This window comes from Halorubrum sp. SP9 (genome assembly GCF_005435015.1).
Classification (GTDB): Archaea; Halobacteriota; Halobacteria; order Halobacteriales; family Haloferacaceae; genus Halorubrum; species Halorubrum sodomense.
In genome coordinates this window covers 126,988-142,590 of the sequence record NZ_SGXU01000001.1, presented here as the reverse complement: position 1 = coordinate 142,590, position 15,603 = coordinate 126,988, and the positions used below count along the sequence as shown (strand labels likewise).

At 69.0% G+C, this 15,603-nt stretch carries 16 protein-coding genes; 7 read left to right on the top strand and 9 right to left on the bottom strand.

The window, feature by feature from the left end; genetic code table 11:
- Positions 1 to 39 precede the first annotated feature (39 nt).
- Entirely contained in the window at positions 40 to 1,278 is a 1,239-nt protein-coding gene (locus tag EXE45_RS00705; RefSeq protein WP_092922832.1) for a mandelate racemase/muconate lactonizing enzyme family protein, read from the top strand.
- A gap of 337 nt (positions 1,279 to 1,615) precedes the next feature.
- Complete coding sequence (locus EXE45_RS00700; protein WP_092922835.1) at positions 1,616 to 2,014, top strand: hypothetical protein; 399 nt, start codon at positions 1,616 to 1,618, stop codon at positions 2,012 to 2,014.
- A 166-nt stretch (positions 2,015 to 2,180) separates the two neighbouring features.
- Here EXE45_RS00700 and EXE45_RS00695 read toward each other — a convergent pair whose 3' ends face one another.
- The 4 genes from EXE45_RS00695 to EXE45_RS00675 form a co-directional block, all read right to left on the bottom strand.
- Positions 2,181 to 2,966, bottom strand: a complete 786-nt coding sequence (locus EXE45_RS00695) for a PHP domain-containing protein (RefSeq protein WP_092922838.1) — start codon at positions 2,964 to 2,966, stop codon at positions 2,181 to 2,183.
- A gap of 512 nt (positions 2,967 to 3,478) precedes the next feature.
- The gene (locus tag EXE45_RS00685; RefSeq protein WP_092923287.1) at positions 3,479 to 4,696 is read right to left on the bottom strand and encodes an MFS transporter; all 1,218 of its coding nucleotides are present in this window, start codon (positions 4,694 to 4,696) and stop codon (positions 3,479 to 3,481) included.
- A gap of 199 nt (positions 4,697 to 4,895) precedes the next feature.
- Complete coding sequence (locus tag EXE45_RS00680) at positions 4,896 to 5,447, bottom strand: MOSC domain-containing protein (RefSeq protein WP_137693253.1); 552 nt, start codon at positions 5,445 to 5,447, stop codon at positions 4,896 to 4,898.
- A complete protein-coding gene (locus EXE45_RS00675) occupies positions 5,444 to 6,361 on the bottom strand; it encodes a PLP-dependent cysteine synthase family protein (RefSeq protein ID WP_092922844.1) in 918 nt (305 codons plus the stop codon). The genes EXE45_RS00680 and EXE45_RS00675 overlap by 4 nt, the downstream gene beginning before the upstream one ends.
- 441 nt (positions 6,362 to 6,802) lie before the next feature.
- On the opposite strand from EXE45_RS00675, the gene EXE45_RS00670 reads away from it, so the two are divergent.
- Positions 6,803 to 7,189 (top strand): thioredoxin domain-containing protein, encoded by a 387-nt coding sequence (locus EXE45_RS00670; RefSeq protein WP_137693252.1) that lies wholly within the window; start codon positions 6,803 to 6,805, stop codon positions 7,187 to 7,189.
- A gap of 15 nt (positions 7,190 to 7,204) precedes the next feature.
- On the opposite strand, the gene EXE45_RS00665 is transcribed toward EXE45_RS00670, so the two are convergent.
- Positions 7,205 to 7,423, bottom strand: coding sequence for a hypothetical protein (locus EXE45_RS00665; protein ID WP_092922850.1), 219 nt, complete (start codon positions 7,421 to 7,423; stop codon positions 7,205 to 7,207).
- Positions 7,424 to 7,554: 131 nt separating this feature from the next.
- Here EXE45_RS00665 and EXE45_RS00660 point away from each other — a divergent pair, with 131 nt between their 5' ends.
- Positions 7,555 to 8,298, top strand: a complete 744-nt coding sequence (locus EXE45_RS00660; RefSeq protein ID WP_137693251.1) for a ThuA domain-containing protein — start codon at positions 7,555 to 7,557, stop codon at positions 8,296 to 8,298.
- Between the two features lie 607 nt (positions 8,299 to 8,905).
- Positions 8,906 to 10,735: a cation:proton antiporter gene (locus EXE45_RS00650; protein WP_137693250.1), complete on the top strand. Its 1,830-nt coding sequence runs from the start codon at positions 8,906 to 8,908 to the stop codon at positions 10,733 to 10,735.
- Between the two features lie 180 nt (positions 10,736 to 10,915).
- Here the strand turns inward: EXE45_RS00650 and EXE45_RS00645 are convergent, their stop codons facing one another.
- The 3 genes from EXE45_RS00645 to pyrB all read right to left on the bottom strand — a co-directional run bounded on the left by EXE45_RS00645 (position 10,916) and on the right by pyrB (position 13,488).
- Positions 10,916 to 11,776, bottom strand: coding sequence for a hypothetical protein (locus tag EXE45_RS00645; protein WP_092922856.1), 861 nt, complete (start codon positions 11,774 to 11,776; stop codon positions 10,916 to 10,918).
- 309 nt (positions 11,777 to 12,085) lie between these two features.
- Positions 12,086 to 12,544 (bottom strand): aspartate carbamoyltransferase regulatory subunit, encoded by a 459-nt coding sequence (gene pyrI, locus EXE45_RS00640; protein ID WP_092922859.1) that lies wholly within the window; start codon positions 12,542 to 12,544, stop codon positions 12,086 to 12,088.
- The gene (pyrB, locus tag EXE45_RS00635) at positions 12,541 to 13,488 is read right to left on the bottom strand and encodes an aspartate carbamoyltransferase (RefSeq protein WP_137693249.1); all 948 of its coding nucleotides are present in this window, start codon (positions 13,486 to 13,488) and stop codon (positions 12,541 to 12,543) included. Before pyrB ends, pyrI begins: the two co-directional genes overlap by 4 nt.
- A 186-nt stretch (positions 13,489 to 13,674) precedes the next feature.
- Between pyrB and EXE45_RS00630 the strand changes: the two genes are divergently transcribed.
- Positions 13,675 to 13,995, top strand: coding sequence for an ASCH domain-containing protein (locus tag EXE45_RS00630; RefSeq protein WP_092922865.1), 321 nt, complete (start codon positions 13,675 to 13,677; stop codon positions 13,993 to 13,995).
- A gap of 60 nt (positions 13,996 to 14,055) precedes the next feature.
- Here the strand turns inward: EXE45_RS00630 and EXE45_RS00625 are convergent, their stop codons facing one another.
- Positions 14,056 to 14,397: a 2Fe-2S iron-sulfur cluster-binding protein gene (locus tag EXE45_RS00625; RefSeq protein WP_092922868.1), complete on the bottom strand. Its 342-nt coding sequence runs from the start codon at positions 14,395 to 14,397 to the stop codon at positions 14,056 to 14,058.
- 138 nt (positions 14,398 to 14,535) lie between these two features.
- Here EXE45_RS00625 and mvaD point away from each other — a divergent pair, with 138 nt between their 5' ends.
- On the top strand, positions 14,536 to 15,534 hold the full coding sequence (mvaD, locus tag EXE45_RS00620) for a phosphomevalonate decarboxylase MvaD (protein WP_137693248.1): 999 nt from the start codon (positions 14,536 to 14,538) through the stop codon (positions 15,532 to 15,534).
- Positions 15,535 to 15,603: the final 69 nt, after the last annotated feature.

Below are 15,603 nucleotides of genomic sequence, written 5' to 3'. Positions count from 1 at the left end.
AAGGTAAACGTTTACCCTGTTCCGAATGAATCGGAACCTATGAGCCGAAACTACGAGTCGCTCCACGACCCGAACGCGGAGTACACGATGCGGGAGCTCTCCGCCGAGACGATGGGCACGACGGGGACGCGCGGCGGCGATCGCGACGTCGAGATCACGGACGTCCAGACGACGATGGTCGACGGGAACTTCCCGTGGACGCTCGTCCGCGTCTACACCGACGCGGGCGTCGTCGGCACCGGCGAGGCGTACTGGGGCGCCGGCGTCCCCGAGCTCATCGAGCGGATGAAGCCGTTCGTCGTCGGCGAGAACCCGCTCGACATCGACCGCCTCTACGAGCACCTGATCCAGAAGATGTCCGGGGAGGGCTCCGTCGAGGGCGTCACCGTCACGGCCATCTCCGGCATCGAGGTCGCGCTTCACGACCTCGCCGGGAAGATCCTCGACGTGCCCGCCTACCAGCTGCTCGGCGGGAAGTACCGCGACAAGATGCGCGTCTACTGCGACTGCCACACCGAGTCGGAGGCGGACCCCGAGGCGTGCGCGGACGAGGCCGAGCGCGTCGTCGACGAGCTCGGCTACGACGCCCTGAAGTTCGACCTCGACGTTCCTTCGGGCTTCGAGAAGGACCGCGCGAACCGCCACCTCCGCCCCGGCGAGATCCGCCACAAGGCGGAGATCGTCGAGAAGGTCACGGAGCGAGTGAAGGACAAGGCGGACGTCTCCTTCGACTGCCACTGGACGTTCTCGGGCGGCTCCGCGAAGCGCCTCGCGGACGCCATCGAGGAGTACGACGTCTGGTGGCTCGAAGACCCCGTGCCCCCGGAGAACCTCGAGGTCCAAGAGGAGGTCACGAAGAGCACGACCACGCCGATCACGGTCGGCGAGAACCGCTACCGCGTCACCGAGCTGCGCCGCCTCATCGAGAACCAGGCGGTCGACATCGTCGCGCCCGACCTCCCGAAGGTCGGCGGCATGCGCGAGACCCGTAAGATCGCGGACGTGGCGAACCAGTACTACGTCCCGGTCGCGATGCACAACGTCGCCTCGCCGGTGGCGACGATGGCGGCGGCCCACGTGGGCACCTCCATCCCGAACTCGCTCGCGATCGAGTACCACTCCTACGAGCTGGGCTGGTGGGAGGACCTCGTCGAGGAGGACGTCATCGAGGACGGCTACATCGAGGTGCCGGAGGAGCCCGGCCTCGGCCTCACGCTCGACATGGACACCGTCGAGGAACACATGGTCGATGGCGAGACGTTGTTCGACGAAGCGTAGCTTCGTCGTGCTCGCCTGACCCTGTCAGGCGTTGTTCGACTGAGCGAAGCGAAGTCGAACTCGATAGGCGAGCGCAGCGAGCCTATCGGTGTTTGACGAGCACGGCGCGTTTGCTGATGTGCCATCGGGTGTGAGCCTCGGGGAAGCGGATCTCCGACTCCTGTCGGTACCCCGTTACTTCCCTCTGTCCCCGATAGCTCGGAGGGACTGTGCCGGAGACGACGCGCGAATCGACTGTCGGTCAATCGCCACCGCCGGGAGCGTAGAGCGCGCAGTCAGCGGCGAGCCGGCGGCTCGCCACGGTGTTTCATACCGGTCCCCCGCGTACACGTACTCGATGTCCGACACGAGAGAGCCGACACGGTCGACGAGCGCTGAGCGGCGCGACGAACGATTTCTGTCGGCCTGTGCGGTGGCCGCGACACTCGGGTGTTTATTGGCGACGGCGACGCCGATCGCTGCGGAGACATCGGCCGCGTTCACGGGAAGTATCGTCACGAGCGGGCTGCTGGGGACGCTGTTCGCCGTCCAGAACCTCCGGCTGTTCCGCCGAGACCGAGCGGTCGCACTCGCGCCGGCGGCACTCACGCTCGTCTTCGGTGTCTGGTTCATGGCTGCGCCGCTGTTGTACACCGAAGTCGGGTTTCTCGCCACCGCCGGGACGCAGTTCGCCGGACTGCTCGTGGCCGCGTTCGCATTCTATATGGTCGTCGCACGGATCGCCCCGGGACGGTGACTACTGTCGGACCACTACGCGCCTACAGTCGGCGGGAGGGCCCCGATTCCTTCCCGTCGGCTCGGCCGCCCGCTCGCCAATAAGAGACGGGTAGTGAGTCGGTGAGCGTCAACAGAGCCGCGTCGTCCGGCGAACCGAAACGCCGTCGAGATCGGTAGAGAGCGTGTCAGGATCGGTTCACCGCGTGGTCGAGCCGGACCGCCTCCAGTTCCCGCCGGTCGAGTTCCGCCTCGATCTCTCGCACGCGGGGCGCGATCGCGTCCGGCTCGTGGCTGTCGGTCCCGACGGTCACCTCGACGCCGGCGTCGACGAGCCGGTCGAGGAACGCGGGCGCCGGGTGGAACTCCCCGTAGTCGTCGAGCAGCCGTCCGGCGTTGATCTCTGGGACGGTCCGCGAGTCGCGGAAGGCGTCGACGACCGAGGCGTAGTGGTCCTCGGTCGCGAACCCGCGGAGGTGGGGGTTGCGCTCGATCAGGTCCGGGTGCGCGGCGACCGCGAACAGCTCCGACTCGACCAGGGCGACCAGCTTCTCGAAGTACCGGTCCACGAGGGCTCGCCGTTCCGACTCGGGCTTGTCGGCGAAGTGCGAGCGCGTGTGGACGTTCGCGCCGTCGAGGTCGTGGACGCTGCCGACGGCGTAGTCGAACCCCGCGTCGTCGAGGAACGCCGCGATCGCTTCCTCGTGGGCGGGGTCGTAGTCCATCTCGGCGGCGTCGAACACCTCGACGTCGACGTCCTCGCGGACCGCCTCGATCGCCTCTCGGCGCCGCTCGTAGGTCAGGTCGAGGTTGAACCCGAACGCGCGCTTGTGGCGCCGCGCGCTCGGCTCCGGCGAGACGTTACAATGGTCTGCGAACCCGATCCCGTCGAGCCCGGCGTCGGCGGCGGCCTCGACCATCCAGCGGAGGAACGCCCCGTCCGAGTAGTTCGTGTGGGCGTGGTAATCGTACACGGCGGCCGTACGGCCCGGCCCGACTCGAAGGTTCGGGTCGCACGGAACGCGTTCGCACGGGAGACCGAGTCCCGGCGCGCCGCGATCGAACCCCCGGCGCGCCGCGATCGAACCAGCAACATGCTCCGCGAATCTCGTTGAAACTTCATTTAGGAATTTTTTCCTACTGATGATTGGTGTATGATTCCATGAGTACTACTCCCAAGAGACACTGTCGCGTCGTGGACGGCGACTATCGGCCGCTGGCGGGCCGGGTCGTGGTCGGCGAGCGGCGGGGCGGCGACGGGGACCGGATCGGCTACTGGACGACCGGCGACGACGGGGGGGTTCACCCTCGAATCAGATGGCGGCGTCGACGTGGACGACGTCTCGTTCACGGTTCGGAACCCCGCCGGCGGGGGCGATGCGGAGCCGGTCCGACGGCGAGACCGACCGGACGGGAACGAGGCGACGCTACGTCGGCTGACCGCTGAGAGCCTCGCGCGTCGCGGGCGCGGCGCGGCCGGACCGCGTCACCGCCGCTCGCCGGCGATCGCGTTCACCGCGGTGACGAGGAACGCGACCCCCGCCATCCCGGCGATGACGGCGAACGACGCGCCCCAGCCGAACAGGTCGGCGACGAGGCCGACGCCGACGGAGCCGGCCGAGCCGAGCACCGTGTAGACGGTCCGGATAAGCCCGAAACCGGCGCCTCGCTCCGCGTCGTCGAGCGCGTCCATGAACCGCGGGTCGATGGCCGAAAAGAAGCTCGACCCGAGCGCGGCGAGGAACACGGCGCCCCCGAGCCCGGCGACCGTCGGGAGCGCCGGCAGCCCGACGGCGGCCGGCAGGCGGACGAGGTCGGGAAGCGCGACCAGCCCGGCGAGGCCGAGCGCCCCGCCGAGGAGCGCCGCGGCGATGCTCGCGTCGCGGCCGGCGCGGTCGGAGAGTCGGCCGAGCCCGACCTGCGCGCCGGCGCGAACGACGAAGAACGCCGAGAAGACGCCGCCGGCGAACGCGGGCGTGTATCCCCGGAACTCGACGAGGAACGTCGGGAGAAAGGAGATGACGCCCTGCGCGACGTACGTGCCGAGGGTCGCGACCGCGAGCGGGACGAGGATCTCGCGGCGCCCGACCAGTTCCAGCAGCGGTCCGAGTTGGAGTCGCTCGGCCATCGGCTGGTCCGGGCGCCGCGGCTCGGTGGGACGGACCCCCCGCGCGAACAGGACGAATATCGGGACGCCGACGAGCGCGGCCAGCGCGACGCCGGGACGCCAGCCGTAGCGGACCCCGACCCAGGCCGCGGCGACGGGCGCGACGAGCCCCGCCAGCGGCCCGCCCATCGAGTGGAGCCCGACGGCCGTCCCGAGGTCGTCGAACGTCCGCGAGAGCAGCGTGGTCGCGACCGCGTAGTGGAGCCCCGCCGCGAGTCCCAGAAGCACCGCCGCCAACACGAACGCGGGAAAGACCGGGACGACGGCCAACACGAGGCTCATCGCCGTCGTCCCGCCGACCGCGACGAGGATGATCCGGCGCTCGCCGTACCGGTCCGCTAAGATTCCGCTCGGGAACTGCGAGAGTCCGTAGGCGAACCACATCCCGGAGAGGGCGACCCCGATCGCCGTGTTCGAGACCCCGAGATCGTCGATGATCAGGGGAACGACCGGGCTGATAGCCAGGCGGGCGAAGTACGTCACGAAGAAGGCGAGCATACACAGCGTCAACACCGTGTGCCGGTAGTCCCAGTTCACGCCGACCACCGACTCCGCGACGCCGGATCCGTTCGACTCGTCGGCGCCGGATCCGTTCGACTCGTCGGCGCTGGATCCGTTCGACTCCGCGACGCCGGCGTTCGCGACCCCGTGGCGTCGACTGCGCGGTTCACGTCTCGTGTCCGCCGTCGCGCGCGACCCGTATAAACCGTCCTCTCGCGGAGAGCGATCGGGGGGTTCACTCCCGATCCGGGGGTCGCTCTCGGTCCGCGAGCCGCTCCGCGATGGCCGCGCCGGCGCTCCGCGGGTCCGCCTCTCGGACTCGCACCGCGTCGTCGACGGCGACACGGCCGGGTTCGACCACGTCACAGCAGAGTCCGCCGCGGTTCCGGAGCGCCGACGCGAGCCCGTCCTCGCCGGCGAGCTCCTCAACGTGCGCGCAGGGGGGTCGACGTCGTGTCGGTCGCAGGAGGGCGTCACCGACCGCGACGGTCGCGTCGAGGAGCCCGTCCATTTCGGCGCCGAACCCGTCGACGACGACGTTCCGCCGGTGACGCCCGTCGCGCACGTCGATGCCGGTCTCCTCGCGGACCGCGGCGAGCGCCTCCGCGGCGACGAGCGTGACCGCGCAGCCGTCGAGTTGGAAGTGCCCGTCGCCGCGGCGGTACCGGTCGCTCTCGACGCCGTCGGGTCGGACCTCGACCGCGTCGCGGAGCACGGGCGGGGCGCCGCCCTCGGACGCCGTGACCAGGCTTTCGACCGTGCCGGCCCGTTCCGGTTCCGAGGTCACGCGTCGAAGGTGCCCGCCGTCAGGTAGCGCTCGCCGCTGTCCCAGAAGACGGTGACGACGAGGGGTTCCTCGCCGGCGAACGCACCGGTCTCGCGCAGTTCGGCCGCGACGTCCTTCGCGGCGAGGTTCGAGGCGCCGGACGACTGTCCCACCAGGATCCCCTCCTCGCGGGCGAGGCGGCGGCACTCGGCCTCGGCGGCTTCGAGCTCGACGGCGTGGACCTCGTCTATCAGGTCGACGTCGAGGTTCGGCGCGACGAACCCCGGTCCCATCCCCTGGAAGCCGTCGGTTCCCGCGGGGCCGCCGGAGAGGACGGCGTTGTCGGCGGGCTCGACGGCGTCGATCCGGACCTCGGGGAACGCCTCGCGCAGGCGGCGGCCGATCCCGGAGAGCGTGCCGCCGGTGCCGACGCCGGCGACGAGGGCGTCGACGGTTCGGTCGCCGACCTGATCGAGTATCTCCGGACCCGTCGTCTCGTAGTGGGCGCGGGGGTTCGCGGGGTTCTTGAACTGCCGGAGCTGGACGGTGTTGGGCTCCGCTTCGAGCTCGTCCGCGCGGTCCTTCGCGTCGGAGATGTCGCCGTCGACGAGCTCGACGGTGGCGCCGTACGCCTTCATCAGGCGGCGGCGCTCGATCGATTTTCCCTCCGGGATCACGAGGGTGACGTCGTAGCCGCGCGTCGCGCCGACCATCGCGAGCCCGATGCCGGTGTTGCCCGAGGTCGGTTCGACGATGCGGTCGCCGGGCTCGATGTCGCCCGCCGCCTCGGCCGCCTCGATCATGTACAGCGCGGGGCGGTCCTTCGCCGAGCCGCCCGGGTTCCGGGACTCGACTTTCGCCGCCACCGCGGTTCCCGCGGGCGCGTCGACCCGCACCAGCGGCGAGCCGAGCGTCGACAGGATGTCGTCGTCCATTACCCGACCGGAGGCGGCCGCGACCCAAAGGCCCCGCGGACTCCGGCAATCGATGTCGGCCGTGACGACCGAGTCTATTTATAAATAGACGGCCGGAGCCGGACGCTGACGCGGTGGCGCGTGCCTCCGAACGCCCGCAGGGCGTGAGGAGCACGCGCGAGGGAGTCAGTCGCCGGAGCGAAGCGACGGCGACTGACAGGGCGAGAGCGAAGCTCTCGCTTGCAGCCGGACGTAGTCCGGCGACGAGGTTGGGGAGGTGTGAGGTGCGGTCGCTGTGCGGCGTGGGGCGGGACTCGAAGGGGCGGTCCGTGTCGAGTCACGACTTGAAAATGGTCAGATCGACCGAGCGACACGCCACCGAAAAGTTCCCGTCGCGAACGATCGAGGTTTCGTCTTGCCACCGACGCGCCGTTTACGTGCCTCGGCGACCTACGACCGCCCATGACGCTCGAAACCCTCGCGCCCGCCGCCGACCTCGACGCGGACGCGTTCGACGAGTCCGTTCTCGAAGCGCTCTCGGCCGACGATTACGTGTTCAAGGTCTGGGGCGGCGACTGGTGCGGCGACTGCCAGCGCCAGCTCCCCGAGTTCGGCGCCGCGCTCGCGGCCGCCGGCGTCCCGGACGACCGGATCGAGGCGTTCCCGGTGACGAAGGGCCCCGAGGGGAAGGAGGGCGAACTGGTCGACGAGTACGGGGTCGAACTCATCCCCACCGTCGTCGTCGAGTCGCCCGACGGCGAGGAGGTCGCGCGGTTCGTCGAGGACGAGGACGTCTCTATCGCGGAGTACCTGGCCGGCCGTCTCACGGACGCCGAGGCCGCCGCGTGACCGGATCGTCGCCGGTCAATCGTCGTCCGCCGAGTTCACGTCGCCCGCGTAGTAGAGGACGGCCATCACGACGCCCATCGTGACCGCCTGAACCGTCGTGGACGCGTCGAGGAGGACGCCGACCGCGAGGACCGACGTCGTCACTACGACGCCGGTGAGGAGGGCGTACCGAAGCCGAGAGAGCCCGCGCGCCCAGCCGTCGATCCGGCGGTACAGCCCTCGGGGACCTGCCATGGGGTTTCGCATCTTGGGCGGAACAAGTGTCTTCGGGTCGGGACGGGACGATGAGAGGAGAGGCGAGACGAGGCAGAACGAGACGAGGCGAGGAGAGGATCGCTCAAGTCCGTTCGGCGTCGACCCCGCGTATGGCACGCGTCACGGTCTGGAACGAGTACCGACACGAGCGTCGAAGCGAGGTCGTCGCCGACGTGTATCCCGACGGGATCCACGCGGTTATCGCGGACGCACTGGAGCAGGCGGACCACGAGGTCCGCACCGCGACGCTCGACGAGGGACCGGATCACGGACTTACCGAGGACGTCTTGGACGACACCGACGTGCTCACGTGGTGGGGCCACGCGGCCCACGACGAGGTGCGAGACGAAGTCGTCGAGCGCGTCCGCGAGCGCGTCCTCGACGGGATGGGCCTCATCGTCCTCCACTCCGCGCACTACTCGAAGATATTCAAGCGGCTGATGGGCACCAGCTGCTCACTGAAGTGGCGTGAGGCCGCCGAGCGAGAGCGGCTGTGGACGATCGAGCCGAGCCATCCGATCGCCGACGGGATCGGCGAGTCCATCGAACTAGCGGAGACGGAGATGTACGGCGAGCGCTTCGACGTCCCCGCGCCCGACTCGCTCGTGTTCACCTCCTGGTTCGAGGGCGGCGAGACGTTCCGATCCGGCTGCTGTTACCGCCGCGGGAGCGGGAAGGTGTTCTACTTCCGCCCGGGCCACGAGACGTACCCGATTTATCACGACGACGACGTTCAGCGGGTGCTTCGCAACGCGGTCGACTGGGCGGAACCGGGCGACGGCCCGACGCCGACGTTCGGCAACGCCGAGCCGGTCGAGGACATCGACACGAGCGACGACCGGACGGTCCACTAGCGACGGTCCGACGTTCACTAACGGCGGCTCGCGAGCGGGTCACTAGCGGCGCCTCGCGAGGAGGGCACTGGCGACGCCTCGCGAGGAGGGCACTGGCGACGCCTCGCGAACCCCTTACCGACGTCCTCACGCCACCTCGCGCAGCTCCATGAACGCAGTCATCGTGGTCGATTCCGCCTTCCCGAGGTGTTCCGACGCGGTGCTCGGGGGGCGTCGATGCGCTCTGCGACCGCCTCGGCGCTCGCCGCCCGCGGGGACTCGTCGTGCCCGATCTCGACGAGCCGACGGCTCAGCGGTTTCAAGCGACCGCCGCTACGGCGCGGACGTTGAAAGGCGACCGCCTCACGCGAACGCGAGACGACCGGTTGTGTCGCACGCCGGCGGCCGGTCGGATACCCCTCTGCGGTCGCCACTGATAAACCCTCGTTCACGTCGCGAAAATCGGCTCACGACGGAGAGCCCCTCCGCGACCCCCGAACGGGCGTTCGCGAATCGGTCGGACGCGACGCCCGGAACGACGAGCCGTTGGCGATGTTCAGTAGGTTTATTCGTCGGTTGGCCGAAGGTTCGTCGAGACCAAACTGTGACGAGTCAGCTGATTCCGTTGGTGGCGGCGATTATCGCTATCGGCGTGCTCGCACAGCTTCTCGCCGATCGGTTCGCGGTCCCGAGCATCGTCTTTCTGCTGATCTCGGGACTCATCCTCGGGCCGGAGGGGCTGGGTGTCATCACGCCGAACACGTTCGCGTCGCTTCCCGCCATCGTCGGCCTCTCGGTCGCGATCATCGTCTTCGAGGGGGCGTTCCATCTCCGGATCGAGAACATTCGGCGGGCCACGAAAGTGAGCATCCGGCTCGTCTCGATCGGCGCCGCGATCTCGCTTCTCGGGACGGCGCTCGCCGTCCGGTTCGCTCTCGGTACCGGCTGGGACATCGCGTTTCTCATCGGCGCGCTGCTGGTCGCGACCGGCCCGACGGTGGTCTCGCCCATCCTCCAAGTCGTCCCGGTCCGGGACCGGGTCGCGACCGCGTTAGAGACCGAGGGGATCGTCAACGACGTGACGGCGGCCATCCTCGCGGTCGTCGTGTTCAAGATCATGCAGCTCGAGGAGCCGACGCTCGGGGCGTTCCTCGAGCTGTTCATCGGCCGGATCGGAACCGGCGTCGGAATCGGAGTGATCGTGGCGGTGATCATCTGGATCGTGCTCCGATACATCGACCTCTCGCCGGGCGACGCGCCGCGAAACGCTCGGCTCGTCGTGCTGGCCGGCGCGCTCGTCGCGTTCGCCGCCGCCGACACCGTCGCCAGCGAGGCCGGCGTGGCCGCCGTGGCGACGGCGGGAGTCATCCTGGGCAACGCGGACATCCCGTACGAAGAACAGATCGCGGACTTCAAGGGCGACGTCACGCTCATCGTCCTCTCGTTCGTCTTCATCGCGCTGGCGGCGCTGCTCGATTTCGGCGATCTGCTCTCTCTCGGGGTCGGCGGGGTGATCGTCGCCGCCGCCGTCATTCTCGTCATCCGACCGCTTGACGTGTTCGTCTCGACCAGAGGGACCGATTTCACGTCCTCGGAGCGGCTGTTCGTCAGCTTCGTCGGTCCGCGCGGTATCATCCCGGCGTCGGTCGCGACCCTGTTCGCGGTCGAACTCCAGAACGCCGGCGAGTCCGAGGCCGCCACGCTTCTGGTGGGGACCGTCTTTCTCGTCATATTCTCGACTGTCGCGTTACAAGGCGGACTGGCTCGCCGGATCGCGGAATACCTAGACGTGATACCAATGCGTGTACTCATCATCGGCAGCGGGCGGGTCGGCCGCGAGGTCGCCGCTCGCCTCGAGAGTCGAGGAGAGAACGTCGTCGTGATAGAGAACGACGAAACAGCCGTCGAGCGGGCCCGAAGCGAGGGGTTAACCGTTCGAATCGGAGACGGAACCGACGTGGACGCGCTTCGCTCGGCGGGCATCGAAAACGCCAAGACCGTCGTCGCCGCGACCGGGAGCGACGAGGTCAATCTGTTCATCGGCCAGCAGGCGGCCACGAACTTCGACGTCGAACAGGTGATCTGCCGCGCCAACGATCCGGACAACGTCGAGGCGTTCGACGAACTCGGCGTGACGACCATCTCCTCGACGTTCACGGTGGCACAGGCCATCGACGACGTCATCGAACGCCCGGCGATGGCGGAGTGGGTGGATATGCTCGGAGAGGAGGGGGACGTCCAAGAGGTGACACTCCGGAACGAGGCGTTCGTCGGGCGGCCGCTCAGCGAGGTAGGGGCCGAACTCCCGGGACGCTGTCTCGTCGTTCTCGTCACGCACGACGGGGAAACGTTCGTGCCGGAGGCCGCCGATACGCTCGAGGGCGGCGACCACCTCACGCTGGTGGGCGAGTACGAGGACGTCCAGGCGGGCGTGTCGCTCCTCGAGGATGGTGGCTGAGGGCTCGGAGGGAGGAGGCGTCGACGGCCGCGAGAGAGACGCACGCCGAGTCGGCGTATCGACCGGGCAGCCGCGTGCTGAATCGGTCGAGCGGGACTCACGAACGCGGTGACCCAGTCGAGCCCCCGTCGTCCGAACCCCCTCGCTCGCGGTGTGAGAAGATGTCCCGCCGATTGACGCTCACTCCGGACGGTGGACCTCGCCGTCGCGGGAATCGGCGTCCTTCCGGCGGACCGCGGCGGCCGCGTTGTTCGCGTCGTAACCGAAGAACACGTCCTTCGCGTACGTCTCGGCGACCTCGGTCGCGTGGATCAGGTCGTCGACGTCGATGTCGACCGCGTACAGCTCCAGCGAGAACGGCGGCTCCGGCGGCGCGCCGTGGAGGTCGTAGTCGCCGCCGAGCCGAGACCGGAAGCCGCGAGCGATCGTCTCCACCCAGTACGTCGTCGCGTACTCGGTGTCGTACAGCGGGACGACGAACTCGTCGACGTGATCGGCCAGCCGGTCGAGGTCGAGACCGGCACGCTCGCGGAGGTGGTCGGGGTAGGGGTCGGGGTACAGCGTGAGCAGGAGCCGTCCGGGGACCAGCTCGGCCGCCTCCGCGACGAACTCGGTGATGACGTCAGCGCGCCAGTCGGCGAAGTCGTCGCGGTCGCTCTCGGCGAACAGGCGCTCGCAGCGGTCGCAGTGACAGAACCCCTCGCGGGGGAACCCGACGTCGTCGAGCCGGACGTCCCCATTTTCGGCCGCGCAGTCCGCGATGATCTCCAGTAAGCCCTCGCGGTACTCCGGGTGCGTCGGACAGATGTACGCCCAGTCGAAGTACTCGCGGTCGCGGGTCGCCGGCTCGCCGCGCTCGTCGACCGGGACGAGGTCGTCGTTCTCGCTCGCGGCGGCGTTGTCGCCGAAACACGACACCATGTTCACGGCGTTCGGCAGCGGCTCGGCCGACCGCCCTGTGACGTCTTTGACCTCGTAGAAGCCGAGGTCGAACGGCTCCATCTCGACCTCGTCGGCGTTGCGCGTGACGACCCCGTACATGGGGCCGGCTACGGGACTGGCCGGTAAAAACGGACGGTATCGCGGTGGTCGGCGCGCGATGCGACTCGCCGAGCGGCACAAGATGTAGTCGGTTCGGCCCGCGGAGGGCGCGGGCGCGATGTCTCGGCGTCACTCGACTTCGACGGGCTGCTTGTCGCCGGCGAACAGGAAGTACGCGAGCGCGACGAGCGACAGCACGAGGACGAGCTTGGCTTTCTTGCTCATATCTGACGTTTCGTGGTACGGGCGCTAAAACTTACCGGAGGGCGATCGCGAGAGGGAGTCGCACCCCGAGGGCCGGTCGAGGGTTCAAACGTCGATATGGTCGGCGATGTCCGTCCGTAGGATCGTCGCGCAGTAGTCGCAGCGCACGCCGTCGGCGACGACGTCGAACCGGGTCTCGATCGGCTCGTCGGCGTTGGTGATACAGTTGCGATTCGGACAGGAGAGCACGCCCGTCACGCTGTCGGGGCGGGTGACGCGGTTCTTCTCGACGACCTCGAAGTCGCGGACGATGTTGATCGTCGCCTCGGGGGCGATGAGCGAGAGGACGTCGACCTCCGACTGGGACAGCTCGCGGTCCTCGACCTTCACGATGTCCTTGCGGCCGAGCCGGTCGGAGGGGACGTTCATCCCGACCGAGACGCCGAACCCCTCCGAGCCGTCGATACCCAGGATGGCGAGGACGTTCAGCGCCTGCCCGCCCTCGACGTGGTCGATGACGGTGCCGTCGCGGATCTTCGAGACGCGGAGCTCGTGCTCGCTCATCGGTCCACCTCCGCCCCCCCGTCGCCGTCGGGAGTCGCGTTCTCCAAGAGGGTGTCGAGCAGCGCCATCCGCACGGGGATCCCGTTGTGTGCCTGCTCGAAGTAGCGCGCGTGGTCGGTCTCGTCGACGTCGGGCGCGATCTCGTCGACCCGCGGGAGCGGGTGCATCACGGTGAGGTCGTCCGCGGCGGTCTCCAGCGTCTCGGCGTCGATCTGATACTCGCCGGCGACGCGGTGGTACTCGTTCTCGTCGGGGAACCGCTCCTTCTGGATCCGGGTGACGTACAGCACGTCGAGCTCGTCGAGGACCGGTTCGAGTTCGTCGTGCTCGCGGATCTGCGCGCCCGTTTCGTGGAGGTCGAACCGGACGGACCGCGGGAGTCGCAGCGACTCCGGGCTGATGAAGTGCTGGCTGGCGTCGAACTCCGTGAGCGCGGCCGCCAGCGAGTGGACCGTCCGCCCGTACTTCAGGTCGCCCATGATACCGATCGTGAGGTCGTCGAGCCCGTGGTCCTCGCGAATCGTGTGGAGGTCGAGGAGGGTCTGAGAGGGGTGTTGCCCCGCGCCGTCGCCCGCGTTGACCACGGGGACGTCGACGCGCTCGCCGGCCAGCGTCGCGGCGCCCTCGCTCGGGTGCCGGAGGACGAGGGCGTCGGCGTACCCCTCGATGACGCGGACGGTATCGGAAAGCGACTCCCCCTTCGACACCGACGAGGAGTCCACGTCGCCCATGTCGATGGTGTCCATCCCGAGGCGCTTGGCCGCGCTGTCGAAGCTCATCCGGGTCCGAGTGCTCGGCTCGAAGAAACAGAGCGCGAGCACGCGGCCGGCGTGCCGGTCCGCGTAGGCGGCGGGGTCGTCCGCGACCGCCCGAGCCCGGTCGAGTACGGCCTCGATGTCATCCCGCGAGAGCTGCGTCGCGGTGATGAGGTGGTCCTGTCGCATCGTCTGAGATGGGACTCGGCAGTATCTTGAATCCCTCGGCTCGGCCGTCGTAACGGGTGTTCACGTCCGTGTGGATCCCTGCGACCGCCGGTTTCGAGATTCGTAGTACGCGGGAGTGGTTCGCACGCTTCGGGAGCGCCGGCCCGCGTCCGCACTTATAAACCGATCCGCGCCGAAAGGTCGGCCATGTCCGAGACCGATCCGGCCGACCTGCTTCCGAACGACCGCGTGAAGCGGGCGGCCCTCGACGGCGACGTGACGCAGCTCCACCGCGGGAACCGGTACGGCGAGGAGGGCGACACGTTCGAGGTCGACGGCGTGACGTTCGAACTCACCGAGGTCAGCGAACGCACGCTCGGCGACATGACCGACGAGGACGCGAAGCGCGAGGGGTCGCCGTCGCTAGAGGCGTACAAGGAGCGAATGGTCCGCGCGCACGGCGGGAACTTCGACTGGGACGACGACGCGGACGTGGTGCGACACCGCTTCGAGCGGGTCGACGAGTAGCGAACCGGTCGACGAGTAGCGAACTGGGCGACGAGTAGCGAATGGAGGGAACGAGGCGACTCAGTCGTCGTCCGCGGCCGCGCCGTCGCCGTCCGCCGCGGAGACCGCGGCGTCGTCCTCGATGCTCGGCGGGTACTTCCCGCGGTCGAGCTTGAGGTCGGACTGCGGGCGCGCCATACAGGTGAGCGCGAACTCCTCGGCCTCCTCGTCGGTGAGGCCGCGAGCGGCCGGCTGGGTCACCTCGCCCTCGACGATTTCGGCGGAACAGGCGAGACACATCCCGACGCGGCAGGAGTACTCCTGTGCGATCCCCGCGTCGAAACAGGAGCTGAGGATCGTCTCCGTGTCGGCCACCTCGATCGTCTCGCCGGTGCCGACGAATTCGACGGTGTACTCGGTCATGGCGCCGAGTACCCGCCGACCGGTCAAAAAGGGTTCCCCTCGATCGCGTCGCCGTCGCGGGGACGGAACTGAGGGGACCACCGACTCGGTTCTCCGCCCATCGCAACGACTAATCCCCCGCCGGACGCTTCCCGAGGTATGACCGGCAAGGCCACCGCGCGAGCCCACCCGATCCAGGGGCTCGTCAAGTACCACGGGATGCGCGACGAGGAGCTTCGGCTCCCGTACCACGACAGCATCAGCCTCTGTACCGCGCCGACCGCGACCACGACGACCGTCGAGTGGCAGCCCGACGCGAGCGAGGACGCCTACGTCATCGGCGGCGAGGAAGTCGACGGGCGCGCCGCCGAGCGAATCGACATGGTCGTCGATCACGTCCGCGAGCTGGCCGGGGTCGACGCCGCGGTTCGGCTGGAGAGCGAGAACTCCTTCCCGTCGAATATCGGCTTCGGCTCCTCGTCGTCCGGCTTCGCGGCCGCCGCGCTCGCCCTGACCGAGGCCGCGGGCCTCGACATGTCGCTCCCGGAGGTCTCCACCGTCGCCCGCCGCGGCTCCTCGTCGGCCGCCCGCTCGGTGACGGGCGCGTACTCGCGGCTCGACGCCGGGCTCAACGACGAGGACTGCCGCTCGCACCGCCTCGACACCGGCGTGAGCGAGGACGGGTTCGACCCCGAGGCGGACCTGCGGATCGTCGCCGCGCACGTCCCCGCGTACAAGGAGACGGAGGAGGCCCACCGCGAGGCCGCCGCGAGCCACATGATGCAGGCGCGGACCGCCCACGTCCAAGACCAGCTGGTGGAGATGACCGACGCGCTCCGCGCGGGCGAGTTCGACCGGATCTTCGAGACGGCCGAACACGACTCGCTGTCGCTGACGGCCACCACGATGACCGGGCCCGCGGGGTGGGTGTACTGGCAACCCGAGACGATCGCCGTGTTCAACGCGGTCCGAGAGCTCCGGGAATCGGGCGTCCCCGTCTACTTCTCGACGGACACCGGCGCGTCGGTGTACGTGAACACCCTCGCGGACCACGTCGACGAGGTCGAAGGCCGGATCGCGGAGATCGGCGTCGACACCGACGTCTGGGAGGTCGGGGGCCCGGCGCGGATCCTCGACGAGAACGAGGCGCTGTTCTAACCCCGGGACCGACGCCGGCCATACGCCTCGATTCCGCCGAATCCACGTCACCGTCGTTTGACATTGCGA